26 protein-coding genes are annotated in these 23400 nt (G+C 71.2%); 14 read left to right on the top strand and 12 right to left on the bottom strand.

Going from position 1 to position 23400, the window contains the following annotated elements:
- Positions 1 to 2: 2 nt before the first annotated feature.
- The gene (gene pucL, locus ACFY1H_RS15800) at positions 3 to 875 is read right to left on the bottom strand and encodes a factor-independent urate hydroxylase (protein ID WP_386947071.1); all 873 of its coding nucleotides are present in this window, start codon (positions 873 to 875) and stop codon (positions 3 to 5) included.
- Positions 876 to 1041: 166 nt separating this feature from the next.
- Here pucL and ACFY1H_RS15795 point away from each other — a divergent pair, with 166 nt between their 5' ends.
- Complete coding sequence (locus ACFY1H_RS15795; RefSeq protein ID WP_386947069.1) at positions 1042 to 2592, top strand: helix-turn-helix domain-containing protein; 1551 nt, start codon at positions 1042 to 1044, stop codon at positions 2590 to 2592.
- Here the strand turns inward: ACFY1H_RS15795 and ACFY1H_RS15790 are convergent.
- On the bottom strand, positions 2567 to 3190 hold the full coding sequence (locus ACFY1H_RS15790; RefSeq protein WP_386947067.1) for an SDR family NAD(P)-dependent oxidoreductase: 624 nt from the start codon (positions 3188 to 3190) through the stop codon (positions 2567 to 2569). The two genes, ACFY1H_RS15795 and ACFY1H_RS15790, sit on opposite strands and share 26 nt — an antisense overlap.
- 72 nt (positions 3191 to 3262) lie before the next feature.
- Here ACFY1H_RS15790 and ACFY1H_RS15785 point away from each other — a divergent pair, with 72 nt between their 5' ends.
- Entirely contained in the window at positions 3263 to 3826 is a 564-nt protein-coding gene (locus ACFY1H_RS15785; protein ID WP_366583021.1) for a TetR family transcriptional regulator, read from the top strand.
- Here ACFY1H_RS15785 and ACFY1H_RS15780 read toward each other — a convergent pair.
- A complete protein-coding gene (locus ACFY1H_RS15780) occupies positions 3802 to 4695 on the bottom strand; it encodes a hypothetical protein (RefSeq protein WP_386947906.1) in 894 nt (297 codons plus the stop codon). The genes ACFY1H_RS15785 and ACFY1H_RS15780 overlap by 25 nt on opposite strands.
- Positions 4696 to 4909: 214 nt before the next feature.
- Here ACFY1H_RS15780 and ACFY1H_RS15775 point away from each other — a divergent pair, with 214 nt between their 5' ends.
- The 3 genes from ACFY1H_RS15775 (at position 4910) to ACFY1H_RS15765 (ending at position 6927) form a co-directional block, all read left to right on the top strand.
- On the top strand, positions 4910 to 5209 hold the full coding sequence (locus ACFY1H_RS15775) for a hypothetical protein (protein WP_366583020.1): 300 nt from the start codon (positions 4910 to 4912) through the stop codon (positions 5207 to 5209).
- A 117-nt stretch (positions 5210 to 5326) separates the two neighbouring features.
- Positions 5327 to 6196, top strand: a complete 870-nt coding sequence (folP, locus tag ACFY1H_RS15770) for a dihydropteroate synthase (protein ID WP_366583019.1) — start codon at positions 5327 to 5329, stop codon at positions 6194 to 6196.
- Entirely contained in the window at positions 6196 to 6927 is a 732-nt protein-coding gene (locus tag ACFY1H_RS15765) for a pyrimidine reductase family protein (RefSeq protein ID WP_386947065.1), read from the top strand. The genes folP and ACFY1H_RS15765 overlap by 1 nt, the downstream gene beginning before the upstream one ends.
- Positions 6928 to 6952: 25 nt before the next feature.
- Here ACFY1H_RS15765 and ACFY1H_RS15760 read toward each other — a convergent pair whose 3' ends face one another.
- Positions 6953 to 8050 (bottom strand): DNA alkylation repair protein, encoded by a 1098-nt coding sequence (locus ACFY1H_RS15760; RefSeq protein WP_386947063.1) that lies wholly within the window; start codon positions 8048 to 8050, stop codon positions 6953 to 6955.
- A 36-nt stretch (positions 8051 to 8086) separates the two neighbouring features.
- On the opposite strand from ACFY1H_RS15760, the gene ACFY1H_RS15755 reads away from it, so the two are divergent.
- On the top strand, positions 8087 to 8779 hold the full coding sequence (locus ACFY1H_RS15755; protein ID WP_386947061.1) for a TetR/AcrR family transcriptional regulator: 693 nt from the start codon (positions 8087 to 8089) through the stop codon (positions 8777 to 8779).
- Positions 8780 to 8833: 54 nt separating this feature from the next.
- Complete coding sequence (locus ACFY1H_RS15750; RefSeq protein WP_386947059.1) at positions 8834 to 9673, top strand: LLM class F420-dependent oxidoreductase; 840 nt, start codon at positions 8834 to 8836, stop codon at positions 9671 to 9673.
- Here the strand turns inward: ACFY1H_RS15750 and ACFY1H_RS15745 are convergent.
- Positions 9643 to 10539 (bottom strand): hypothetical protein, encoded by an 897-nt coding sequence (locus ACFY1H_RS15745; RefSeq protein ID WP_366583014.1) that lies wholly within the window; start codon positions 10537 to 10539, stop codon positions 9643 to 9645. The genes ACFY1H_RS15750 and ACFY1H_RS15745 overlap by 31 nt on opposite strands.
- Positions 10540 to 10649: 110 nt before the next feature.
- Here ACFY1H_RS15745 and ACFY1H_RS15740 point away from each other — a divergent pair, with 110 nt between their 5' ends.
- Together ACFY1H_RS15740 and ACFY1H_RS15735 are read left to right on the top strand one after the other, a co-directional pair.
- Positions 10650 to 11459 carry a helix-turn-helix transcriptional regulator gene (locus tag ACFY1H_RS15740; protein WP_366583013.1) on the top strand — a complete coding sequence of 270 codons (810 nt, stop codon included), beginning with the start codon at positions 10650 to 10652 and terminating at the stop codon, positions 11457 to 11459.
- 91 nt (positions 11460 to 11550) lie between these two features.
- Complete coding sequence (locus tag ACFY1H_RS15735; RefSeq protein WP_386947057.1) at positions 11551 to 13077, top strand: AMP-binding protein; 1527 nt, start codon at positions 11551 to 11553, stop codon at positions 13075 to 13077.
- Here ACFY1H_RS15735 and ACFY1H_RS15730 read toward each other — a convergent pair.
- The 5 genes from ACFY1H_RS15730 to ACFY1H_RS15710 form a co-directional block, all read right to left on the bottom strand.
- A complete protein-coding gene (locus tag ACFY1H_RS15730; RefSeq protein ID WP_366583011.1) occupies positions 13074 to 13625 on the bottom strand; it encodes a dihydrofolate reductase family protein in 552 nt (183 codons plus the stop codon). The two genes, ACFY1H_RS15735 and ACFY1H_RS15730, sit on opposite strands and share 4 nt — an antisense overlap.
- Before the next feature lie 70 nt (positions 13626 to 13695).
- Positions 13696 to 14733: an LLM class flavin-dependent oxidoreductase gene (locus ACFY1H_RS15725; protein ID WP_386947054.1), complete on the bottom strand. Its 1038-nt coding sequence runs from the start codon at positions 14731 to 14733 to the stop codon at positions 13696 to 13698.
- A complete protein-coding gene (locus tag ACFY1H_RS15720) occupies positions 14733 to 15245 on the bottom strand; it encodes an SRPBCC family protein (protein WP_366583009.1) in 513 nt (170 codons plus the stop codon). Before ACFY1H_RS15720 ends, ACFY1H_RS15725 begins: the two co-directional genes overlap by 1 nt.
- Before the next feature lie 89 nt (positions 15246 to 15334).
- Positions 15335 to 15847, bottom strand: coding sequence for a winged helix-turn-helix transcriptional regulator (locus tag ACFY1H_RS15715; RefSeq protein ID WP_386947052.1), 513 nt, complete (start codon positions 15845 to 15847; stop codon positions 15335 to 15337).
- 52 nt (positions 15848 to 15899) lie between these two features.
- Positions 15900 to 16295, bottom strand: a complete 396-nt coding sequence (locus ACFY1H_RS15710) for a cupin domain-containing protein (RefSeq protein ID WP_366583007.1) — start codon at positions 16293 to 16295, stop codon at positions 15900 to 15902.
- A 52-nt stretch (positions 16296 to 16347) separates the two neighbouring features.
- Between ACFY1H_RS15710 and ACFY1H_RS15705 the strand changes: the two genes are divergently transcribed.
- Entirely contained in the window at positions 16348 to 17313 is a 966-nt protein-coding gene (locus tag ACFY1H_RS15705; RefSeq protein ID WP_386947051.1) for a helix-turn-helix domain-containing protein, read from the top strand.
- A gap of 405 nt (positions 17314 to 17718) precedes the next feature.
- Here the strand turns inward: ACFY1H_RS15705 and ACFY1H_RS15700 are convergent, their stop codons facing one another.
- A complete protein-coding gene (locus ACFY1H_RS15700) occupies positions 17719 to 18303 on the bottom strand; it encodes a TetR/AcrR family transcriptional regulator (protein WP_366583005.1) in 585 nt (194 codons plus the stop codon).
- 74 nt (positions 18304 to 18377) lie between these two features.
- Between ACFY1H_RS15700 and ACFY1H_RS15695 the strand changes: the two genes are divergently transcribed.
- Positions 18378 to 18878, top strand: a complete 501-nt coding sequence (locus tag ACFY1H_RS15695; RefSeq protein ID WP_386947048.1) for a GNAT family N-acetyltransferase — start codon at positions 18378 to 18380, stop codon at positions 18876 to 18878.
- 147 nt (positions 18879 to 19025) lie between these two features.
- Positions 19026 to 20276 carry a lytic murein transglycosylase gene (locus ACFY1H_RS15690; RefSeq protein ID WP_366583003.1) on the top strand — a complete coding sequence of 417 codons (1251 nt, stop codon included), beginning with the start codon at positions 19026 to 19028 and terminating at the stop codon, positions 20274 to 20276.
- 579 nt (positions 20277 to 20855) lie between these two features.
- On the opposite strand, the gene ACFY1H_RS15685 is transcribed toward ACFY1H_RS15690, so the two are convergent.
- Positions 20856 to 21236: a winged helix-turn-helix transcriptional regulator gene (locus ACFY1H_RS15685; protein ID WP_386947046.1), complete on the bottom strand. Its 381-nt coding sequence runs from the start codon at positions 21234 to 21236 to the stop codon at positions 20856 to 20858.
- 114 nt (positions 21237 to 21350) lie between these two features.
- On the opposite strand from ACFY1H_RS15685, the gene ACFY1H_RS15680 reads away from it, so the two are divergent.
- The gene (locus ACFY1H_RS15680) at positions 21351 to 22202 is read left to right on the top strand and encodes an NAD(P)H-binding protein (RefSeq protein ID WP_386947044.1); all 852 of its coding nucleotides are present in this window, start codon (positions 21351 to 21353) and stop codon (positions 22200 to 22202) included.
- 163 nt (positions 22203 to 22365) lie between these two features.
- Complete coding sequence (locus ACFY1H_RS15675) at positions 22366 to 23274, top strand: SDR family NAD(P)-dependent oxidoreductase (protein ID WP_386947042.1); 909 nt, start codon at positions 22366 to 22368, stop codon at positions 23272 to 23274.
- The last annotated feature ends 126 nt before the right edge of the window (positions 23275 to 23400 follow it).

Here is a 23400-nt window from a genome sequence, read left to right as displayed (position 1 = left end):
TCTCAGGACCAGGCCGGCCCGGCGGGCGGCGCGTCGTCGCGCAGCACGGTGCCCTCGATCAGCCCGTAGGGCCGGTCGGCGGCGTGGAAGACCTCACCGGGGTTGTCGAGGCCGAACGGCGACAGGTCGGTGAGGAAGTGGTGCTTGTTCGGCAGCGACAGCCGTACCTCCACGATCTCGGGCACGGTCTCGAGCACGCGCGACCCCATCGCGTAGAGCGTCTGCTGCAGCGACTGGCTGTGCGTTCCGCCGAAAGCGTCGAGCAGCGAGGCCAGGGCCGTGTCGTACGCGCCGGCCCAGTCCACGTCTTCGCCGGCGAAGCGCCAGCTCGCGTTGACGGCCGTGGCGAGGATGCGGTCCTTGGCCTCCGGCAGCGTCGTGTAGCTGTCACGCGGGAAGCCCCAGAACTCCGAGCCGGTGGTGTTGAGCACCGTGAGGTCCTCGACACCGCCGAGCACCCAGGCCCGCTCGCCGTCGTAGTGCACGGTCGTGGTGCGCGTGCCGCCGCCCGAGCGCGCGAACGAGTGGTGGGCGGGCTGCCCGCCGACCGTCAGCCGCTGCCAGGGGTACGACTCCACGCGCACGCGGGCGCCGTGGATGCTCTCCTGCGTGGAGACGAAGTGGCGCGCGAGGCGCAGCGCGTAGTCCTCGATCTCGCCGACGCCGTCGCGGGCGAACGCGAACACCGTGTTCTTCTGCGTGTCGGTGGCCAGCACCTTGTCGTTGGCGCCGGTGAGGTGGGTGTCGCTCATGTCGCCGGACAGCGAAACGCTGACGTTGAGGTCGGTGATCCGGTGCTCGTCGCCGTCGCGGTCGACGCGCACGACCCGGTTCTCCGCCTTTCCGTAGCGGTTGTCGCCCAGAACGATCGCCATGGTGTTCCTTCCCTTCGCTCGTCGGCCAGTACACACGCCGTGACGTGGCGCGGACCACGGCAGATCCACCGAAACCGGGTGGGCGTCGAGGGTGGTTTTTCGTAGGTTCCTCCAAACGACGGCCGCCCCGGCGTGTGCGCTACTTGAGCCGGGAAGGAGGTGCCGCGTGCGGCTGGGTGCGCTGCTGGACACGCCGGAGCTCGGGCTGACCCTGCTCACCGGCGAGTCGGCGCTGGACCGCGAGTTCGGGCGCGTTTTCCAGGCGACGCTGCAGGACCCGACGCGTTACCTCAGCGGCGGCGAGATCGTGCTGTGCGGCATGCGCTGGCTGCCCGGGCCCGCCGAGGCCGAGGAGTTCGTCGGCGTGCTCGCGGCGGCCGGCGTGGTCGCGCTGGGTGCCGGGACGGCGGAGGTCGGCGGGCCCGTGCCCGAGCACCTCGTGGAGTCGTGCCGGCGGGTCGGGCTGCCGCTGTTCGAAGTGCCGCTGTCGGTGTCCTTCGCGACAGTGACCGAGCGCGTGGTCCTGGGCCTGGCCGCCGAACGCTCCGCGCCCGCACACGACTCGCACCGGCGCCTCGTCGCAGCCGTGACCAGCGGTGACGGGCTGCCGGCGTTGGTTTCCGCGGGCGCTGCCGAGCTCGGCGTGGACTGCTGGGTGCTGAGCGCGACCGGGCGGCTGATCGCCGGCACGGGTTCGACGCCCTCCGACGCGCGCCGGGCCGCCTTGGCCCGCCGGTTCCTGCGCGCGGAACGCCTCCCGCTGACCGTGCCCGGCGACGACGGTCCCGTCACGCTCCTGGCCGCCGCCAGCCGCTCAGGCCACCGCGTGGCGAGCTGGTTCCTGGTGGCTTCCGGCGACATCGGCCGTTGGGCTCCTGCGCGACGTGACCTCGCTTTGGAACTGGCGCCGTTGATCGGGCTGGAGCGTTCCCGCGTCGACGAGGCCAAACGCATCGAGAACCGGGCGGCCGAGCCGCTGCTGCGCTTGGCCCTCTCCGACGACGCTTCTCCGGCTTCGCTGTCCGCGCGGCTCGCGGCGCTGGAGTTCCCCCCGTCCGCCCAGGTCGTGACCCTCTCGGCCGCAGTCGACGGCGGCGGCCCGGGCCTCACCCAGGTGTTCGTGGAGGAGCTGCTGGCTTCGGTCCCCGCCCCCACGCTGGTGGCCACCGTCGACGGCGAGACCTTCGGCCTGTTCCCGGCGCACGACCGCCTCGGCCGCCTCGCCGAGACGCTGCGCGAGTCCGTCCGCGCGGTCGAACCGGCGCTGGGCTCCGCCCGCCTGTCCGTGGGCCTCAGCCGCGCGCCCGATGCGGGCGGCCTGCGCTCTGGCCTCCAGGAGGCGCGCCACGCCCGCACGCTGGCCGCCCTCTCGCCGGGCCGCGCCGCCGTACTGGCGGGCGACGAGGTGGCGTCACACCTCCTGCTGCTCGCCGCCGTGCCCGATGACCTGCGGCGCTCTTTCGGCGAGAAGGTGCTGGGCCCGGCGCTGGCGTACGACGCCGCCCACGGCTCGGAACTTCTGGCGACGTTGAAGGCTTTTCTGGAGCATTCCGGCTCGTGGACCCAGACCTCCGGGGCGCTGCACCTGCACGTGAACACGCTGCGGTACCGGATCTCGCGCATTTCGGAACTGACCGGGCGGGATCTGGGGCGGTTCGCGGACCGGGTGGATCTTTATCTGGCGGGCTGCTTCACGCAGGACTGGGGTTGGTCGTGATCAGCACTTCCCGCTCCCAGACGCGCTGGGTGTGCAGCCGCCAGTAGTGCTCGGCGACGACGTCCGGATCGAAGGCCGTGCCCTTCGCCACGGTGCCGCCGACGGTGACCGTGGCGAAGTGCAGCGTGGGGTACTGCTCGGCGAACAGCGCCGTCACCGCGCGGAGGCCGGCTTTGCCCAGCGAGAGGCTGGTGTAGGCCGCTTTCGGCTCGGGCATGCCGCCGGTGGTGAGGAACGTTCCGTGGCCGCGCGCGGCCATCTTCGGCGCGAGGTGGGCGGCGGCGGTGTAGGCGCCGACGACGTTGACTCGCCACAGCCCGAGGTGCTCCTCCGCGTCGAGCTCCCCCGGCGTGTCCCTGCGGATGGCCGCGGCGTTGTAGACCACGACGTCGGGCAGCCCCTGGTCCTCGGTCACCGCGTCGAGCGCGTGGCGCAGGGACTCCTCGTCCCCCACGTCGGCCAGGTGGGTCACGGCGTCGATCCCCAGGTCCTTGCGCCGCCGCGCCACCGCCGCCACGGCGAACCCCTCCCGCGCGAACCGCCGCGCGACCGCCGCCCCGATTCCCGGCCCCGCCCCGATCACGACGATTCCTGCCATGAGTCGACGGTAGCGCGTGACATGGCCGACCAACTCCCAACCCACCGACCAGTTGGTTGGTATCCTCGCCGGATGGCGCGCGACGCGGAACAGACCAAGCAACGGCTGCTCGAAGCCGCCATCGGCGAGTTCGCGCAGTACGGGATCGCGGGGGCGCGGGTGGACCGGATCGCCGCCGCGGCCGGGTGCAACAAGGCGATGATCTACTCGTACTTCGGCAGCAAGGAGGGACTGTTCGACGCCGCGTTCGACGAGCGGACGGGGGCGTTCTTCGAGGCGGTGCCGTTCGACGCCGGGGATCTCGCAGGGTACACCGGGCGGGCGTTCGACTACTTCGACGAGCATCCGGAGACGTTGCGGCTCTCGACCTGGTACCGGCTCGAGCGGTCGGAGGCCGAGCACCTCGCGGCCATCACCGAGGCCAACGACGTCCGGCTGGGGGAAATCGGGCGGGCGCAACGCGAAGGCGAGATCCCCGGGCATTTTTCGCCCGTGCAGCTGCTCGTGCTGATCCAAGCGCTTTCCGCGGCGTGGCACAGCACCAACCCGGAACTCGGGCCGCACCTGCCGAGCGCCCGCGCGGGGAGGCGGCGGACGCTCGTCGACGCGGTTCAGGGATTACTCGCACTGAAATAGCCGGCAGTGCTTTTCGCGCGAATTAACGAAAAAACAACGCTGCCGCCCAGAACGAGAGAGGCCGAGGCCGAGAGCGCCAGTAAGAACCAAGGCGCACCGAAGGGCGGAATTCCCGCGAAGGCCTCGATGCCGATCACCGCGGTGAGCACGGCGTCGGCGGCCACGGCGAGCCAGACGACGCGCAGGCGAGCCGCCTCGGGCAACGCGGTGAAGCGCAGCAGCCACGCCAGCCCGGGCAGCACGAGGATCGCGTGCATCGCCACGGCGTGCAGGGGTTTCAGGGAACCCGCGGTCGTGTAGGCCAGCTCGGGTGACCCGCCCCTGGCCTCGACGACGCCGCGGGCGATCATCACCGCGCCGGTGGCGAGGGCGACCATCAGCACCAGCAGGCCGAAGCGCACGGCGACCAGCATGCTCGGCGCCATGCTGCCCGGCGAACGGAAAGCCGCGGCCGTGAAGCCCAGCGCCGTCAGCACGATCACGCCGCCGCCGGCCGCGAGCGACATCGACACCACCGTGTCGAAGCCGGTCTCGAAGTTGAAGTGCGACGGGACCCCTCGCCACGCCTGCATGGTCACGAGCACGACCTCCGCCACGCACGCCACGAGGAACGCGCCCAGCAAGCCGGCCCGCGCCCGCGGCCGCAGCGTGAGGTACGACGTCGCCCACGCCACCGACGCCAGCGTGAGACCGAACGACAACCCGAACGTGACCGCCTTGCGCAGCGACACCGGCCCGAGCCACGTGCCGCCGCTGGCGAGCAGCACCACCGCGTTCACGACGCCGCTCGCGAAGAGCGCCGCCCCCACCACGTACGCGACGCGTTCCACGCGCCTGCCGTCCCGCCAGATGCGGCTCACGGCGTCCATCACCGGCTGAGTCATGACGTCAGTTTGGTGCTGTGACAACGTTTTGTCGTCGGCTCGGTGTCGACACCCGCGTACGCAGATTTACGTACACCGTCCACTGGGAAAACGCGAAAAAAGAGCACGTAAAGAACCCATTGCAATTCCGGGATAACGCGTGGGCGTCGCCACTCGGCAGGAGGATGCGATTGCCCTGGGTGAGTTCTACCCTGAAGACATGTACATAGCCTTGCTCGCCTACACGGCGCCTCGAAACGAAGTCGACTACGCACTGGCAGAACACGCGGAGTGGTTGCGCACGCACTTCTCCCGCGGATTGTTCCTGGTTTCCGGAAAAGGGGACACCGAGCACGACCAGGTCATCCTGACCCGCCCGTGCGTGCGCGGCAAGCTGGACGCCGTGCTCGCCACCGACCCGCTCGTCGTCCAGCACCTCGCGCATTACACCGTGATCGAATTCTCCGCCACTCGCACCTCCCACGAATTCCACGCCATCAACGAGGCGCTCGCCTCCTGAAGTCGCCGGCCCGGGAGCAGGTGGCCTTCGGCGGTGTTGCCCGCCACCTGCCCGCCGTATCACCGTCGTGCGCTCGCCTATGATCGCGGCAACCGACGTTCCGGTACGGGAGAAGCCATGCACACGCCCGACCTCGTCTTTCGAGGCCGCCGCCTCACCAGCGATCGCGCGCTGGTGATGGCCATCGTCAACCGCACCCCCGATTCGTTCTACGACAACGGTGCGACCTACCTCGAGACCCGCGCGCAGGACGCCATCCGCCGCGCGTGCGCCGAGGGCGCGGACCTCATCGACATCGGCGGCGTGCCGGCCGGCAAGGGCCCCGAGGTCACCACGGCGGAGGAGATCGCCCGCGTGGTGCCGACCGTCGAGTGGGCGCGCGAGACGTTCCCGGACCTCGTGATCAGTGTCGACACCTATCGCGCCGAGGTCGCGGACGCCGTCTGCCGCGCCGGCGCCGACATCGTGAACGACAACTGGGCGGCCTTCGAGCCCGAGATCCTCGACGTCGCGGCCCAGCACGGCGCGGGGTACATCTGCTCCCACACCAACGGCCTCACGCCACGCACCGAAGCCGCGAAGCCGCACTACGACGACGTGGTGGGCGCCGTGATCGACGGCACCACGGACCTCGCGAAGCGCGCGCTGGAGCGCGGGGTGCCGCGCGAGGGGATCATGATCGACCCCTGCATCGACTTCGGCAAGAACTCCTACCAGTCGCTGGAGCTGATGCGGCACACGCAGGCGCTCGTGGACACGGGCTGGCCGGTGCTGATGGCGCTGTCGAACAAGGACGTGATCGGCGAGACGCTCGACGTGCCCGTCGGCGAGCGCGTGATCGGCACGCTCGCGGCCACGGCCGTCGCGGCGCTGCACGGGGCCGCGATGTTCCGGGCCCACCAGGTCACGGAGACACGGCAGGTGGCGGAGATGGTGGCCAGCATCGTGGGCACGCGCCCGCCCGCGCACGTGGTGCGGTCGGTTTGATGCGCGAGATCTTCCCGGACGTGCGCGACCTGGCCGAGGCCGACCTGGAGGCGCTGTACGCGTACCCGGCGCCCGGCAAGTGGCTCGCGGTGAACTTCGTGTCGAGCGCCGACGGTGCCGTGACCGTCGAAGGTCGTTCGGCCTCGCTGTCCACGCCGGCAGACCGCGTGATCTACCGCCTCGGCAACGACCTCGCCGACGTCGTCCTCGTCGGCGCGGGCACCGCCCTGATCGAGGGCTTTCAGGGCTTGCGCCCCGACGAGCACTCCGCCGACCGGCGCCGCCGCCACGGCCTCGCGCCGATCCCGCCGGTCGCCGTCGTCACCGGCGGCGGCTCGCTGCGCCCGGACGCCCCGGTGATCACCCAAGCGCTCGTGCCCACCATCGTCATCACGCACGCCGGCACCGACCCCGACTTGCGCGCCGCTTGGACCGCCGCGGGCGCCGACGTGCTCGTCGCCGGCACGGACGCCGTCGACCTCAATGCCGCCGTCGCCACTCTCGCTTCCCGCGGGCTGACCCGCATCGACTGCGAGGGCGGCCCGCGCCTCTTCGCGTCCCTCCTGGCCGCCGACGCCGTCGACGAGCTCCGCCTGACGATCTCGCCCTTTCTCGTCGCGGGCCACGCCACCCGCGCGGCCTTCGGCGACACCATCGATCCCGCGCGGCTCCGGCTGGCCTCGGTCCTGGAGGACGACGGGACGTTGATGCTGCGGTATCTGCTCCACTGAATCAGTCCACAGTGGAGCCTTCGCTTCACGTCAGCAATTCGAAATCCGCCTTCCCTAGCGAGGTTCCGTTCACCTGGATCTCCAGCGCGTGCGCGCCCGGGTGGTAGACGCGGGTGGTGATGACGCGGAACGAGTGGGTGCGGTCCAGGAGCAGCTCGGCACCCGGGTCGAGGACGCGGGTGGTGAGCTTGAAGACCTTCGGCGTGGTGGTGCCGTTGGCTTTGCGGTGGTGCACGACGTAGTCGACGACCAGGTTCGCCGGTGAGTCGCCGGTGTTGCGCAGGGTGCCGGTGAAGCCCAGTTCGTCGCCGATGGACACCGAGGGCGCCGACAACAGCGGGCCTTCGAAGGTGATGCCGTCAGGAGGACCGAAGCCGAGGAGCGCCAGCGCACCCGGGTCGCCCTGTTTGATCAGGGTGCGCAGGCCGTGGCGGACGAGCTGCTGCGTCTGCTTGCCACCGGAATCGCCCAGCCACCGGCCCGCGGCCGCCACCGCGACCTCGGGGCGCGCGCGGCTCACGTCGTTGAGGTGGTTGGCGACCGAGCGCCGCACGTACGCCGACGAGTCGCCGTGCAGCGCGTCGAGGATCGGCGCCGTGACGCCCGGCCGGGCGGTGATCGCCCCCACCCGGCGCGCCCACGGCAGCAGCGGCCGCGTGCCCTCCGACGCCAGGCGGCGGACGTGCTCGGACGGGTCGGAGGTCCAGGCCAGCACCTTCGGCAGGGCGCGGTCGAGATCGGCGTCGAGCAGCGGGCGGATGGCGAACTCCGCCGTGAGCCGTGGTGTCAGGGCCGCGAGCAGATCCAGCGCGGCGTCGAAGGCTTCCGGCCCACCGTCCTGCAGAGCCCGCGCCGAAGCCGCCTCCGAGACGGGCCAGATCATCCAGCCGGAGAAGGACTCGTCAGCCAGCGCCCGCTGCACGACGTCTTCGAGCTCGGGGTAGCCGCCCGGCAGGTCGGCCAGCAGTGCGTCGCGCACGGCGTCCGTGCGCTGCCGCAGCCCGAGCCCACCCAGGCGGACCCGGCGAAGCTCCCCGAAGGCGACACCGGGCGCCGCCGCCTCCATCGAGGCGACCAACCCCCTGACGACGCCGTCGTTGAGCATCTCGTCGGCCAGCGGCATCCGCTTCTCCCCTTCGTCAAGCGCTACATTCGTTACATGCCCATCCAGAACACCAGCGCCAAGGACCGGCTGCTCCTGGCAGCGGCCCAGCTGCTCGACGCGGCGGCCGGCGGACCGGTGTCGACCCGCGCGATCTGCGAGCGGGCCGGCGTGCAGGCGCCGACGCTGTACCACCACTTCGGCAGCAAACAGGGACTGCTCGACGCGGTGGTCAACTTCGGCTTCACCCAGTATGTGGAGAGCACCGACAAAAACCGCGCGGACGCCGATCCGGTCGAGCAGATCCGCGAGGGCTGGGACCGCCATGTGGATTACGGCCTCGCCCACCCCGCCTTCTACCTGCTGCTCTACGGCCAGATCGAGCCCGGTGTCCCCTGCACCCTCACCTCCAGTGCCGAGGCGATGCTGCTGGAGCTGCTCACGCGCGCCGCCCGCCAGGGCCGCCTGCGCGTGGCCCCCGCCGAGGCCGCGCAGCAGATCGCGGCCGCCAACTCCGGCGTCACGCTCAGCCTCATCGCCCAGCCCGAAGACGCCCGCGACCTGGAGATGTCCCACCAAGTCCGCGAAGCCCTGCTGGCCAGGCTGATCACCGACGCGCCCGCCGACGCGGGGTCGAGTGTCGGTGTGCTGGCCGTCGCTCTCTCGACGGCGCTGGACGAGCAGAGCGACCAGCTGACGCCTGTCGAGCAGACCATGCTGCGTGAGTGGCTGGGCCGCCTGGCGTCCTGAGATCGCTATATTTGCTACAGTCCTCTACATAACAAACGTAGAGGAGGATCCGGCATGCCCGCAGCACTCGGCAGGTACGGCGCGTGGATGAGCCCCGCCACCGACGACGAGACCCGCAAGAAACTGGCCGTGGAAGCCGAAAAACTGGGCTACACCACGGTGTGGTTCGGCATCGGCGCGAGCTCCGTCGAGGACTTGGCCTATTTCGAGGAAGTCTTGGATGCCACCGACCGGATCACCGTCGCCACCGCGATCGTGAACATGTGGACCAACGACGCCGGCCGTATCGCCGAGTCCTACCACCGCCTCGCCGAACGCCACGGGGAGCGGTTCCTGCTCGGCGTCGGAGTCGGGCACCCCGAGTCGATCACGACGTACCAGAGCCCGCACCAGAAGATGATCACTTATCTCGACCGGCTCGACGCCGAGGGTGTGCCCGCCGAAGCCCGCGTGCTCGCGGCCTTGGGGGACCGTTCGCTCGAACTCGCCGCCACGCGCACGCGCGGCGCGCACCCGTACCTCGTCGTGCCCCAGCACACCGAGCACGCGCGGGCGATCCTCGGCCCGAACACACTGCTGGCACCCGAGCACAAGGTCGTGGTCGACGACGACCCCGTGGCGGCCCGTGCGGTCGGGCGCCCGTTCGTGCACAAGCCCTACCTCGGCCTGCGCAACTACGTGAACAACCTGCGCCGCCTCGGCTACACCGACGCCGACGTGGCCGGCGAGGGCAGCGACCGCCTCATCGACGACCTCGTCCTCCACGGCACCCCCGCCGCCATCCACACCCGGCTGGCCGAACACCTCAACGCCGGCGCCGACCACGTCGGGGTCCACGTGCTGGGGCCGGACCCGTTGACCGGCTACCGGCGGCTCGCCGAAGTGCTCTTGTGAGTGAACTGCTGCACGGCCTCGTCGGCCTTGTCGAAGGCGGCGCGGGCGGCCGTGAGGTCGGCGGCGGCGCGGGCGGCGCGGTCTTCGGCGTCGGCCAGGCGGGCGCGTAGTTCGGACAGGCGGGCGTCGGCCTGTTCGGCGATGCGTTCGGTGCGGACGAGGGTGCGGGAGGCTTCGGCGCGTTCGCGGGTGGCGGCGGAGGCCTTGCGTTGCCATTCTTCGCGGGCGGCGCGTTCGCGTTCCTGCGTGGCGCGGTCCTTTTCGGACTTTTCGCGGGCGGCCTTTTCGTCGGCCTGTTTGCGGCGGGGGTTTTCCTTTGCCGGAGCGGGTTTTTTCGCGCGAGACGGAGACGGAGCCGGAACCAGCGCTGCAGCTGGCTTCTTCTTCGCCGAGGCCGACGAAGAAGCCGGCAACGACAGCCACTGGTCCGCATCCTGGTGCGCCACCGACGTCAGCCGTCCGGCGAGGACGAGCCGTGCGACGGCCGGGTCTGCCACGACCGTCTCCAGGGTCTCCTCGACCTCGCGCGCGACGGAGTCGCTCAGGTCCGGCGCGTCGCGCAGCACGGAGCGCACCAGTTCGGCCCGCCGTTGCGCCAGCTCGCGCAGCTGGTCGCCGGCGAGGCTTGCGTGGGCGGCGCGCAGCCGGTCGCCCAGGTCGGACAGCTCGGCAAGCGCCGGAGAGCCGTCGCGGGCCAAGCGGTTGACGAAGAAGGCGGCGGTCGTCGGCTTGCGCAGCGCCTGGATGCGGCGGGCGAGCTCGGCGTCGCCCTCGCTCTTGGCCGCCCGGGCCGCGGCGGTGCGGGACGCGACGAAGGACGCGGGCTCGCCCGCGTAGAGGTCATCGGCGACGGTGTCGAAATCCACCGCACCACGGAACCACACCGGTAGTCCGAACGCGACGCATCACGTACGGTGGACGCCTCGGCAAAGCCGAAAGCCGCAGGTCACGCGAGACAGGTCCAGGGACGGTGCCCATGACGCCATCGGGCAGGCTCGCGCTGGCGGCCAGCCCCCTGGTCGCCGGCGCACTGCAGGCGCTCCAGCGCGTGACCGGGCTGCCGGTCACGATGGGCGGGCCCGTGTCGGCGGGGTCGCGGACGCTCGTGATCGACCAGCTGCGCGGCACGGCCACGGGCTCGCTGCAGCACCTGCGCGTCGACACCGGCGCCGGGCTGGGCGGCAAGGCCGTGGCGCTCGGGCGGCCGTCGACGGTCATCGACTACCTCAACGCGCAGGGCATCACGCACAAGTACGACCGCGCCGTCGCGCCGGAGCAGCTGCGGGCGATGGTCGCGCTGCCGGTGCGCGTGGGCGCGTCGACACGCGCGGTGCTGTACGCGGCGACTCGCGACTCGATCACCTTCGGCGACCGGATCCTGCGCGCGGCGAGCGCCGTCGTCGCGCGGCTGGAGCGGGACATCGAGGTGGAGGAGGAAGTCCGGCGCCGTGTTGCGACGCCGCAGGCGGGCGAGCACCACGACCTGCACGCCGAGCTCCTCGCGATCGCCGGTTCGATGCACGACGACGAGGCCCGGGCGCGGCTGCTCGAAGTGTGCGAACGCCTGCGTCCGGCCGAAGCACCGCCGGGGATCACGCTGTCGCCGCGCGAGCTCGACGTGCTGCGGCTCGTGGCCGAAGGCTGCACCAACGACGAGATCTCCGAGCGGCTCGGGCTGCTGCCCAACACGGTCAAGTCGTACCTCAAGCACGCCATGCGCAAGCTCGACGTCAGCAACCGGATCCAGGCGGTGAACCGGGCCCGCGCGGCCGGCCTGCTCGGCTGAGCACCCTCTTTGTGGGGTGGCCGGGTGGTCACCGCGAAGGCATCATCGCCGCACGGGCAGCGCTGCCCGTTCGACGCGAAGGGATCGGCACGTGTTCTACGACCTCGCTGTCCGCGATTTCCTCGACCGCGCGGAAACGGTGTACCCGGACCGGTTCGCGGTGGTGGACGAACCCGACCAGCCCGCGGCCTCGTGGGGCGCGATCACCTACCGCGAGCTGGCCCGCCGCGCCCGTGCGCAGGCCGCGAACCTCGACGCGCTCGGCGTGCCCGTCGGCGGCCGGGTCGCGATCGTCTCGCACAACTCGGCGCGGCTGCTCACGTCGTTCTTCGGGGTTTCCGGCTGGGGCCGCATTCTGGTGCCGGTGAACTTCCGCCTCGCGCCGGCGGAGGTGCGCTACATCGTGGAGCACTCGGGCGCCGACGTCGTGATGATCGACCCGGAGCTCAAACCGCTGCTGGACTCCGTCACCGCGAAGCACGTGTTCGTGCTCGGCGAGCACGACGAGCAGATCTTCGGCGGCGACGGCGAACCGCGGCCGTGGACGCCCGACGAATCGGCCACCGCCACGCTCAACTACACCTCGGGCACCACAGCGCGGCCCAAGGGCGTGCAGCTGACCCACCGCAACCTCTGGCTCAACGCCACCACGTTCGCCTTGCACACCACGCTGAACGACAACGACGTGCTGCTGCACACCCTCCCGATGTTCCACGCCAACGGCTGGGGCATGCCCTACGGAGTCACCGGCCTCGGCGCGCGCCACATCGTGCTGCGCAAGGTCGACGGCACCGAGATCCTCCGCCGCGTCGAGGAACACGGCGTCACGATCATGTGCGCCGCCCCCGCCGTGGTCACCGCGGCGCTCGACGGCGCCGCGAAGTGGGACGGCGAGATTCCCGGCCGCGACCGCGTGCGGATCGTCGTGGCGGGCGCGCCGCCGCCCACCCGCACGATCGAACGCGTGCGCGCCGAGCTGGGCTGGGAGTTCATCCAGATCTACGGCCTCACCGAGACGTCGCCGCTGCTCACGGTCAACCGCTTCCGCTCCGAGTGGGCGGGCCTCGACGCCCACGAGCAGGCCAAGCTCCTGGGCCGCGCGGGTGCGCCGGCGCTGGGCGTGCGCGTGTCGATCGACACCGACGGCGAGGTGCTCGTCCAGTCGAACATGAACCTCGACGGCTACTGGGAGAACCCGGACGAAACCGCCCGCGTGCAGGAGGGCAACTGGTTCCACACCGGCGACGGCGGCCGCTTCGAAGACGGTTACCTCTCCATCGCCGACCGCAAGAAGGACGTGATCATCACCGGCGGCGAGAACGTGTCGTCCATCGAGGTGGAAGACGCCCTGAACTCCCACCCGGCCGTGCGCGAGGCCGCCGTGATCGGCATCCCGGACACGAAGTGGGGCGAGCTCGTCACGGCCCTCGTCGTCACCGACGGCACCCCCGTGACCGCCGAGGGCCTGATCACGCACTGCCGCGGGCACCTGGCCGGTTACAAATGCCCGAAGCGCGTGGACTTCCTCGACGAGCTCCCCCGCACCGCGACGGGCAAGATCCAGAAGTTCAAGCTGCGCAAGCCGTTCTGGGAAGGCCAGGACCGCCAGGTGAACTAGCCGCGGGGCTCGGCAGGACGGTAGACGAGCTGCACCACGCCGTTGCCGAACACCTTCGACCGTTCCAGCGCGAAGTCCAGGCGCGGGCCGTCGGCCGGGAACAGCCGGCGGCCGGCGCCGACGACGACGGGGTGTTGCAGCAGGACCAGCTCGTCGACGAGGCCGCGCGTGAGCAGCCAGCGCACGAGTGTCGCGCTGCCGCTGGTGAGGATGGTGCCGCCGGTGCCGGCTTTGAGGTCGCGGAGCGCGGGTTCGAGGTCGCGTGGCAGGAGCGTGCTGTGCTGCCAGCCCACGGCGGTGAGGGTGGTGGACGCGACGTATTTGCGGACGTTGTTCATGAACTCCGCGCCCGGGTCGTCCGTGCGGCCGGGCCACGCTTCGGCGAAGCCCTCGTAGGTCACGCGGCCCAGCAGCATCGCGTCGGCGTCGGACAGGCCGGCGCCGACGACGCGTTCGAGCTCGGGTGTCCAGTGCGACAGCGACCAGCGGTCCGGCGCCTCGACGACGCCGTCGAGTGACACGAACAACGTGGACACGATCTTGCGCATCGGAGGGCTCCTCGTTCGGGGAGCCCCACTATCCCGGAGACGGCCGGGGTCGCGCAGACGAACCGGACGATCAACCCACTTGCCGCACCAGGTCCAGCGCACGGCCGAGCGTCGACAACCGAGCGTCGAGCGAATCGCCTGACGGGTAGAGGCGGACCGTGTCGACGCCGGCGTCGCGCCAGACGCGCAGCCGGGCGCGGACCATGTCCTCGGTGCCGATGAGCGTGGTGCCCAGCACCATCTCGTCCGTCACCAGGGACGCGGCGCCGTCGCGGTCGCCGGACTGCCAGCGGTCGCGGACCTCTGCGGCGACGTCGGCCCAACCCTGGCGGCTGTAGGCGTCGTTGTAGAAGTTGGTGCTCGCGGAACCCATGCCGCCCAAGGAAAACGCGAGTTCCTTCTTCCGAGAGCCCACCATCGTGCGCAGCTCGTCCTCGTCGGAAGCGAACGCGACTTCCGCACCCTGGCACACGTCGAGGTCACCGCGCACGCGGCCGGACTTCGCGAGACCGGCATCGAGGTGGCTGAAGTACGCCGAAGCACCTTCGGGCACGAAGCTGGTGCCGAGCCAGCCGTCGGCGACTTCGCCGGTGAGCTCCAGCATCTTCGGCGACAGCGTCGCCAGGTAGATGGGGATGTCCTCGTTGGGCTTGGACGACAGCCGCATCGGCCGCGCCTCGCCCGGCAGTGGGATCTCGAAAGCCTTGCCGGAGAACGAAATCTTCTCCCCCGCGAACGCGCTGCGCACGATTTCCACCGTCTCGCGCATCCGCGTGAGCGGTTTCGCGAACGGCACGCCGTGCAGCCCCTCCATCACCTGCGGCCCGCTGGGGCCGAGGCCGAGGGAGAACCGGCCGCCGGACATGTCGGCGAGCGTCAGCGCCGCCTGCGCCACCGCGACGGGCGTGCGCACGCCGACCTGCATGATCCCGGAGCCGAGCTGCAGCCGCGAAGTGCGCCCGGCGAGGAAGCCGAGCACCGACGGCGCGTCGGAACCCCACGCTTCCGCGACCCAGCACACGTCGAGGCCGAGTTTTTCAGCCTCCAGCACGAACTCCAGCGTCTCCGCCCAGCCGCCGGAGCCTTCGATCGTGGTCGCGGTGCGCATCAGCGCGCCGCCTCGACGCGGTCCTTGATCGCCGCGACGGTGGCGATCATCGCGTTCTCGAACTCGCGCATGCGCACGAAAACGATCTTCTGCTCCTTGTCCGGCATGCGGTCGATGGCGAACGACAGGCCCGACCGCGCCGGCCCCATCTGCATCCACTGCGTGAGCTTCGTGCCGCCGTTCTCGGGTTCGAGCGTGAAGCGCCAGGTCGCCGTGGGCGTCTCCGGGTCCGCCACCGCCCACGCGAACACGCGCGGCTCCTCGTACTCGACGATGAACGACGTCGTCGACCACTCGCCGAGCGCGTCGTGCTTGCTGTAGCCGACGAAGGAGCCGCCGAGCTTCGGGCCGGTCGCCCCGCCGCACCACTCGACGCGCTGGAGCTCCGAGCTCATCTCGGGCATGCGCTGCACGTCGGACACGAACGGCCACACCGCCTCGGGAGTGCCGTCGATCCACGTGGCCGCCTCGGCCGTGGGCTTGTCCGCGTACCGCGCGCCGGTCCACTCCATCGTGGTGCGCCTCCTCAGCTTCGACCGTCAAGGTGCCTCTGACCACGATAGTTTCGTAGTGAGACCCTCGTGTCAACGCGAGGGGCGCCTCAGCCCGCGGCTTCCTGCTTCGCGAAGCGCGCCTCGACGTCGGGCCGGTGCGCGATCTTCTCGGGGAAGCCGGGGCCGCGGCGCATCCGCGTTTCCTCGGCCGTGAGCGGCTCGCCGCAGTGCGCGCAGACGACCTCGGCGTGCGTGTCGTGGCCGCACTTCTCGTGGTGCGTCGTGATCGGCGGGCCGGCCTCACCGGCGAGCCAGCGGTCCCCCCACGCCGTCATCGCGATGAGGACCCCGAAGAAGTCCTTGCCCTTATCGGTGAGCAGGTAGTCGTAGCGCACCGGCTCGGTCTGGTACGCCACCTTCTCCAGCAGACCCTCGTCGACCAGCCGGCGCAGCCGGTCGGCGAGGGTGTTGCGCGCGATGCCGAGCGCCTGCTGGAACTCGTCGAAGCGCGTGACGCCGTAGAACGCGTCGCGCAGCACGAGCGGCGTCCACCAGTCCCCGAGCAGATCCATGGTCCGCGCGATGGAGCACGGCCACTGCGCGAAGGAAGTCCGTTTCATGGACGGGAGAGTACGCCGTCTCAGTCTGAAACTCAGCTGTTGGAAGCTGTGATCAGGCGATTTCCACGCGGTGGCCGACGGTCACGTCCACATGGGCGGGCACCTCGTCGTGCTCGTCGCCGACCGAGAGCGTGCCCGCGGGCTCCACCAGCAGCACGGCCGCGCCCTCCTTCGAAGACGGCTTGTGGAACGTCCCGCGCGGCACCACGAACACCTCGCCCCGGCCCAGCGTGACCACGCGCTCGCCGGCGGGTTCGCGCAGGCCGATCGCGATCTCGCCGTCGAGGACCAGGAAGAACTCGTCGGTGTTCTCGTGGACGTGCCACACGTGCTCGCCGGAGAAGCGGGCGAGGCGGACGTCGTAGTCGTTGATGTTCGCGACGATGCGCGGGCTCCACACGGCGTCGAAGCCGTCGAGCACGGTCTGCAGATCGATGGGCTGGTTCATGCGATCGATCGTCGTCCTGTCGCCCGGCCGCCGGGAGTGCTAGGAATAGCACATGTCGCAAGGATCCTCGCACCGTGTGGTGATGGTCGTGGACGACGGCTCGAACCCGTTCGAGATGGGCGTCGCGACGGAGCTGTTCGGCCTGCGCCGCCCGGAGCTCGGGCGGGAGTGGTACGAGTTCGCGCTCGCCTCGGCGCACGAGCGCGTGGGCATGCACCTGGGGATGTTCACGCTCTCGGGCGTCGCGGGGCTCGACGCGGTCGACGAGGCGAACACGGTGATCGTGCCGAACCGGCCGGACCCGCACGTGCCGGCGGACGCCGCGGTGCTGTCCGCGATCCGGCGGGCGCACGCGCGCCGGGCACGGCTGATGAGCTTCTGCACGGGCGCGTTCACGCTGGCCGAGGCGGGCGTGCTCGACGGGCTGCGCGCGACGACGCACTGGCGCTGGGCGGCCGAGTTCACCGCGCGCTACCCCGACGTGCGGCTGGAGCCCGACGTCCTGTTCGTCGACGAAGGCACGGTTCTGACGGCGGCGGGCAGCGCGGCGGCGATGGACCTGGGCCTGTACGTGATCCAGCGCGACCACGGCGCCGAGATCGCCAACGCCGTCAGCCGGCGGCTCGTCTTCCCCGGCCACCGCGACGGCGGCCAGCAGCAGTTCGTGGAACGGCCGGTGCCCGTCGTGCCGGACGCCTCGCTCGCGCCGGTGCTGGAGTGGGCCCGCGGGAACCTCGACCGGGCCCTGACCGTCGCGGACCTGGCCGCACACGCCGCGACCAGCCAGGCGACACTGCACCGACGCTTCCGCGGCGAACTGGGCACGACACCCCTGGCCTGGCTGACGACGGAGCGCGTGAGCCTCGCCTGCCGCCTGCTCGAACGCGGCGAACTGCGCCTCGACCGCGTCGCCACCGACTGCGGCTTCGGCACGGCCGCCAACCTGCGAGCCCAGCTGCGGCGCCACACGGGACTGAGCCCGTCGGAATACCGACGGCGATTCGGGCCGGCGGCCTGACCCGCTGGTTTCCGACTCGCGCAACGCGGCAGCGGCTCGGCCTGGCAGCCTCACCCCTGTGCCGGCTCGGCCCGCGGCCTGATCAGTGATCGCGCTCGCGCAGCGCGGCGGCGGGTCGAGCGGGCGGCCTCACCCCGGCGCCGACTCGGCTGAGCGGCTGACCAGCAATTTCCAGCACACGAAACACGGCGGTGGTTCGAACCCGCAGCCTCGCGCAACCCGGCAACGGCAATGTCCATGGCCTGATCGGTTTTCGAGCTCGCGCGGCGCGGTGGTGATTCGAGCGGGTGGCCGCATCCAACCCGGCAGCGGTTCGGACCCCCAACCCCACGCAGCTCGGGCCGACGGCCTGACCAGCCGGCTTCCAGCTCGCGCAACGCGGCGGCGGCTCGGCCCGCGCCCCGGTCAGTTGTCGAGCTCGCGCAGTGCGGCGGCGATCGCGTCGCGGTGGATCGCCGGTGGGTAGGTGGTGGGGTCGGCGGCAGTGAGGGCGTTGAGGCCTTCGACCAGGGCGATGAGGCGTTTCGCGGTGCGTTCGCGGCGGGGGTGGGCCCAGCGGGGGCGGCAGGCGCCCACGAGGCGCGTCACGCGGGTGACGAACGAGCGGTTGTGCGCGCGGTGGCGGTCGGCCAGTTCGGGGTCGGCCAGGGCGGCGGCGAGGAAGCCGACCCAGACGCGGGCCTCGTCGGCGGCTTCGTCGGTGAGGGTGGCGGCGTGGCAGAGGACGTCGCGCAGCACCGAGGTGGGTGGGCCGCCGGTGGCTTCGGTGGCGTCGGCGCGTTCGGCGGTGCGCTGGTGCAGCAGGTCGCGGGCGTGCAGGAGCAGGGCGCGCTTGGTCGGGAACGCGTGCATGACCAGGCCCGTGGTGCAGCCCGCGCGCTCGGCGACGGCGCGCACGGTGAGGCCGGGCAGCCCGTCGGCGGCCAGCACCTGCCACACCGCGCCGGAGAGCAGCTCGCGCTGGGCATCGACGTCACGCTGTCTTGGCACGCGGGCCTCCTTTCCGTAACATCGGTTACGGTAACACTTGTTCCGAAACCACGCGTGAAATTTTGGGAGTGCCGGTGATCGAGATCCTGCGTTCGGAGTGGGACGCGCCGGAGGCGGTGGCGCTGCGGGCGGCACAACGGGCCGAATTGGACACCCGGTACGCGACCAGCGACCACGAAGCCGGTCCGGCGCCCACCGCCGAAAGTATGGCCGTTTTTGTCATCGCGTGGTCCGACCGCACCGCGGTCGGCTGCGGTGGCCTGCGGCTACTCGGGCCGGACGAGGCGGAGATCAAACGGATGTACGTGGTGCCGGCCTCGCGCGGCACCGGCGTGTCGACGGCGTTGTTACGGGCGCTCGAAGAGGAGGCCGTGTCGCGCGGCATCACGCGGCTGCTGCTGGAAACCGGTGTCCGCCAGCCGGACGCGATCCGTTTCTACCAGCGAGAAGGCTACGAACCGATCCCGGCATTCGGCGCGTACGGCAGTGATCCACTGGCCCGGTGCTTCGCGCGATTACTCCATTCGGCGCAGTCGGCAAAAAACCGATCCGCACCTCCTGTTAAACCCCGGTGAAAATGTCCGATCGGCCAACTACGGATTTAGCGTGGATGGACAAGACCTCGCCGTCCCGACAGATTTGGCGCAGGCACTCACAAAAGGCGGCCGTCTTCGACTAGCTTGACGGAAGAGAGGGTCCGAAAGGCGATACGGGGAGCGACGATGGCGAAACACCGGCCACGCCGGAAGTCTGTGCGCGGCAAGGCGGCGGCCGCCCTCGCGGGTGGCGCGCTCGTGGTGCTGCCGACGATGGCCGCGTCGGGTCTGCCCACTCCGCTCGCCGCCGCCCCGGCTCCCACGGCCGAGGGCACCTCGCTGCCGCCGGTGGCCTCGCCCTGGCTCCCGCCGAACATCGTGCTTCCGCCGGTCGCCGTGGACGGCAGCCTGCCGCAGCCGCCGACCCCGATGCCGCTGACCGTGCCGGGCTTCCACGTGAGCACGGGTTCGGCCACGCCGTCCGGTCCACTGGGGATTCCGGGCAGCATGCTCAAGGCGTACCAGAACGCGGCCGACATCATGTCCCGCGAGCAGCCCGGCTGCCACCTCGACTGGCAGCTCATCGCGGCCATCGGGCGCATCGAGTCCAACCACGCGCGCGGCGGTTACGTCGACGCGCAGGGTAATACGCTCGAGCCGATCCTCGGCCCGGTGCTCGACGGTTCCGGCCCGTTCGCCGCCATCCGCGACACCGACGGCGGCAGGTACGACGGCAACGCGCTGTGGGACCGCGCCGTGGGTGCCACGCAGTTCATCCCGTCGACCTGGGCGGGCTACGCCTCAGACGGCAACGGCGACGGCGTGTCCAACCCGAACAACATCTACGACGAAACCCTCGCCACGGCGCGCTACCTGTGCTCCGGCGGCCTGGACCTCTCCAGCGACGCGATGCAGCGCGTGGCCGTGCGGCGCTACAACAACTCACAGTCCTATGTGGACACGGTCATGGCCTACGCGGCCGCCTACCGCGGCGGCGTGTCGCCACTGCCGGACAGCCAGGTCCCCATCGGCGCACCCCCGGGCCCGGGCGCCATCGCGGCCGCCGCCGGAAGCCCCCTCGGCGACCCGGTCCCGCCGCCGCCCCCGGTGGTCACCCCGCCGGGCTCCCCCTCGCAGCTCCCGCCGTCCACGACGCCGGGCTCCCCCACGACGACTCCGCCGGCCACCAGCACCACGTCGCCGTCGGACTCCAGCCAGACACCACCGGCCAACAGCTCCACCCCGCCGTCTTCGGACAGCTCCACCCCGCCGTCCAGCAGCTCGACACCTCCGGCCGACTCGACCCCCCCGTCCAGCTCGACGACGACCACCACCACCACGCCGTCGCCCTCGTCCTCGGACTCGTCCGCCTCGACGGGCTCGGACACCACCACCACGCCGCCCCCGGAGACGACGAGCACCACGCCGACCAGCTGACTCTCGTCGCCTGAGCGCCGGGGCCAAGCTCCGGCACTCACGAGCCAGGACAGCGCAGACAACCCGGAGCCGCGTCGCGTGAAGCGGCCTCGCGACGCCGACCCTTCGCCGGGCAGGTCCTCATGCCCGAGATACGCGAGCAATCCGGCGCGCGGTGGCCTTCCGACACCCGCAACAGCTCACGCCCCTGCTCAATGGCTGAACGCACCCAGCCGACCTGCGCACCGCTACACCTCGGTGAAGGGGCCGTTCGCCCGGCCAAGTCCTCACGCGCCACGAAGCGCGGGCGACTCGGCACCACGTGGTGGTCTCCCAGCGCCGCAGCAACTCACCGCACCAGCGCGGTGGCTGAGCGCACCCAGCCGGCCAGCGCGCAGCTCGCACCGTTGCGCCCCGGCGAAGCGACCGTTCTCCGCGCGAGTCCTTACGCGTCAAGAAATGCGGGTAACCCTGCCCCGCGCGCTAGCCTCCCAATACCGCAGCAGCACACCGCACCAGCGCAGTGACTGAGGGCACCCAGCCGGCCGGCGCGCAGCTCGCACCGCCGCACCTCGGCGAGCCGACCGGTCGCCGCGTGGGTCAGGAAGCGTGGGCCTCGTCGTAGGCGTCGCGGGCGTCCGTGACGGCCGGGAGCCGGCGTTCGACCCAGCGGGCCAGGCTGCGGACCTGTTCGGCGGCCTCGTGACCCATCGGGGTGAGGGAGTAGTCGACGCGGGGTGGGATGACGGGCTTGGCGTCGCGGTTGAGGAAGCCGTCGCGTTCGAGGGTTTGGAGGGTCTGGGCGAGCATTTTTTCACTCACGCCGCCGATTTCGCGGCGGAGCTCGCTGAAGCGGTACGAGCGTTCGAGAAGGGCGCCGAGCACGAGGATGCCCCAGCGGCTCGTCACGTGTTCCAGCACGATGCGCGACGGGCAGGTCGCGCGGTTGACGTTGGGCGCCTCGGGTAGTGCTTCGGTCATGTCACCCTCCTGGTTACTCGAACACCAGTACCTTACTCTGAAGTGGGTACTTTCCGTGAGAGAGTAACGGTCCTACGGTGAGCGGCGTAAGTTCCACCGACCCGAAGGAAGAACATGAGCATCGTCATCACCGGCGCCACCGGGCTGCTGGGCCGGCAGGTCGTCGCCGACCTCCTCGCGGCCGGTGTGCCCGCGGGTGAGATCACGGCCGTGGCGCGCAGCGCGGAGAAGGCGGCCGACCTGGGTGTGCGGGTGCACGTCGGCGACTACGACCGGCCCGAGACGCTGGCCGGGGCGTTCAGCGCCGGGGACCGCGTGCTGCTGGTGTCCGGCACGGAGCTGGGCAAGCGCGTGGGCCAGCACGCCGCCGTCATCGAGGCCGCGAAGGCCGCGGACGTCGCGCAGCTCGCGTACACGGGTGTCTTCGGCGGCCCGGACGCCGACTTCACCCTCGCCGACGACCACCGCGCGACCGAGCAGCGCATCCTCGACTCGGGGCTGCCGTACACGTTCCTGCGCAACAACTGGTACTCCGAGATGGCGGTCCCCGACGTCGCCGGCTCGCTCGCCCGTGGCGCCGTCGCGAACAGCGTCCCCGCCGACGGGCGCATCGCCACCGCGGCGCGCGAGGACTACGCCGGGGCCGCCGCCGCGGTCCTGAGCACCGACGGCCACCTCGGTGCTGCCTACGAGCTCAGCGGCGACACCGCGTGGAGCTACGGCGAGTTCGCCGCGGAGCTCGCGCGGCTCGGCGGCCGCCCGGTGGTCCATACCACCGTCCCCGGTGGGAAGTTCGAAGCGATCCTCACCGGCGCCGGCGTGCCGGCGTTCCTGGCGACGATCCTGGTCGACGTCGACGCCGCCATCACCCGCGGCCGCCTCGCCGGCACCCCGGGCGACCTGGCGAAGCTCCTGGGCCGCCCGACGACACCGATCACCGAGACGATCGCGAAGCTCCTCGGCTGAGTACCGTTCGGTTCGGCGGCGATCCCGGCGCCGCACAGACGGGCGATCGGATGCCGGGCACCGGGAGTTCCCGGCATCCGCGCCCGTACCAAGCCCGGCCACGCAGCTCTCGGACCCGATCAACCGGGCTAAGCTGCACGCGGCCCGAGCCCGAGGAGCGAACGTGTCCTGGAACCCCCAAGCGCTGCCCGATCTGTCCGGTCGCACCTATGCCGTGACAGGCGGGAACGCGGGGATCGGCTACTTCATCTCCGAACAGCTCGCCGGCGCCGGCGCGCACGTCGTGATCCTCGGCCGCACCCCGGCGCGGCTGGCAACGGCAGCCGAGGCGATCAAGAACCACCACGCCCACGCCGAAATCAGCACGATCCGCCTGGATCTGGCCGACCTGGAGTCCGTCGCGGAGGCCGCCGAGGAACTCAACCGGCTGGGCCGCGTGGACGGGCTGATCGAGAACGCCGGCTCCACCTCCCCCGGCCGCAAACGCCGGACGACGCGACAGGGCTTCGAACTCGCGGTCGGCACCAACCACCTCGGCCACTTCGCCCTCACCGCGCTCGCGATGCCGGTGCTCACGGCGTCCGGCGCCCGCGTCGTCCCGATGGGCAGCCTGATCACCCGGCTGCAGCCGTTCGACCTCGACGACCTGCAGACCGAACGCAAGTACTCCGAGTTCCGCGCCTACGCCCAGTCCAAGCACGCCGTGCAGTCCTTCGGCTTCGAATTCGACCGCCGGCTGCGCGCCGCCGGTTCGAAGGTCTCCTGCGTGCTGGCCCACCCCGGCTTCAGCCTCGGCAGCGCCAGCCCGCGCCGCGACGGCATCACCGACCCGAAGCCCCTGATGCGCCTGTTCGCCCCCATCACCCAGGGCAAGGACCGCGGCGCCTGGCCCGCCGTCCGCGCCGCCGTCGACCCGGAAGCCACCGGCGGCCAGTTCTACGGCCCCTCCCGCGGCGGCGTCGGCCATCCCGTGCCGAAGACGGCCGTCAAGGTCGACCGGGACCCCGAACGCGCGGCGAAGCTGTGGACGTGGTCGGAAAAACTGACGGGCACGACCTTCGACGTCGGCTGATCAACGGGGCCGCTCAAGCCTCGGCACCGACATCCACCACCTGGCGCGGCATTGCGAACGGTCTCGGATCGCAGGCCTGACCGGTCCTGCGGCGCGCAGGCGCATCACCGTTGGCCCAGCAACAAA

Origin of the sequence: Amycolatopsis sp. NPDC001319, assembly GCF_042896185.1 — a bacterium.
Classification (GTDB): domain Bacteria; phylum Actinomycetota; class Actinomycetes; order Mycobacteriales; family Pseudonocardiaceae; genus Amycolatopsis.
Note: the sequence above shows the minus strand (reverse complement) of the source record. Positions and strands in the feature narration are given on the sequence as shown.

Excerpts from the sequence above, each read along its gene's own strand:
- pucL (WP_386947071.1), bottom strand. The coding sequence starts at position 875 with ATGGCGATCGTTCTGGGCGACAACCGCTACGGAAAGGCGGAGAACCGG.
- ACFY1H_RS15790 (WP_386947067.1), bottom strand. The coding sequence starts at position 3,190 with ATGGCAGGAATCGTCGTGATCGGGGCGGGGCCGGGAATCGGGGCGGCG.
- ACFY1H_RS15785 (WP_366583021.1), top strand. The coding sequence starts at position 3,263 with ATGGCGCGCGACGCGGAACAGACCAAGCAACGGCTGCTCGAAGCCGCC.
- ACFY1H_RS15780 (WP_386947906.1), bottom strand. The coding sequence starts at position 4,695 with ATGGACGCCGTGAGCCGCATCTGGCGGGACGGCAGGCGCGTGGAACGC.
- ACFY1H_RS15775 (WP_366583020.1), top strand. The coding sequence starts at position 4,910 with ATGTACATAGCCTTGCTCGCCTACACGGCGCCTCGAAACGAAGTCGAC.
- folP (WP_366583019.1), top strand. The coding sequence starts at position 5,327 with ATGCACACGCCCGACCTCGTCTTTCGAGGCCGCCGCCTCACCAGCGAT.
- ACFY1H_RS15765 (WP_386947065.1), top strand. The coding sequence starts at position 6,196 with ATGCGCGAGATCTTCCCGGACGTGCGCGACCTGGCCGAGGCCGACCTG.
- ACFY1H_RS15760 (WP_386947063.1), bottom strand. The coding sequence starts at position 8,050 with ATGCCGCTGGCCGACGAGATGCTCAACGACGGCGTCGTCAGGGGGTTG.
- ACFY1H_RS15755 (WP_386947061.1), top strand. The coding sequence starts at position 8,087 with ATGCCCATCCAGAACACCAGCGCCAAGGACCGGCTGCTCCTGGCAGCG.
- ACFY1H_RS15750 (WP_386947059.1), top strand. The coding sequence starts at position 8,834 with ATGCCCGCAGCACTCGGCAGGTACGGCGCGTGGATGAGCCCCGCCACC.
- ACFY1H_RS15740 (WP_366583013.1), top strand. The coding sequence starts at position 10,650 with ATGACGCCATCGGGCAGGCTCGCGCTGGCGGCCAGCCCCCTGGTCGCC.
- ACFY1H_RS15730 (WP_366583011.1), bottom strand. The coding sequence starts at position 13,625 with ATGCGCAAGATCGTGTCCACGTTGTTCGTGTCACTCGACGGCGTCGTC.
- ACFY1H_RS15725 (WP_386947054.1), bottom strand. The coding sequence starts at position 14,733 with ATGCGCACCGCGACCACGATCGAAGGCTCCGGCGGCTGGGCGGAGACG.
- ACFY1H_RS15720 (WP_366583009.1), bottom strand. The coding sequence starts at position 15,245 with ATGGAGTGGACCGGCGCGCGGTACGCGGACAAGCCCACGGCCGAGGCG.
- ACFY1H_RS15715 (WP_386947052.1), bottom strand. The coding sequence starts at position 15,847 with ATGAAACGGACTTCCTTCGCGCAGTGGCCGTGCTCCATCGCGCGGACC.
- ACFY1H_RS15710 (WP_366583007.1), bottom strand. The coding sequence starts at position 16,295 with ATGAACCAGCCCATCGATCTGCAGACCGTGCTCGACGGCTTCGACGCC.
- ACFY1H_RS15705 (WP_386947051.1), top strand. The coding sequence starts at position 16,348 with ATGTCGCAAGGATCCTCGCACCGTGTGGTGATGGTCGTGGACGACGGC.
- ACFY1H_RS15690 (WP_366583003.1), top strand. The coding sequence starts at position 19,026 with ATGGCGAAACACCGGCCACGCCGGAAGTCTGTGCGCGGCAAGGCGGCG.
- ACFY1H_RS15685 (WP_386947046.1), bottom strand. The coding sequence starts at position 21,236 with ATGACCGAAGCACTACCCGAGGCGCCCAACGTCAACCGCGCGACCTGC.
- ACFY1H_RS15680 (WP_386947044.1), top strand. The coding sequence starts at position 21,351 with ATGAGCATCGTCATCACCGGCGCCACCGGGCTGCTGGGCCGGCAGGTC.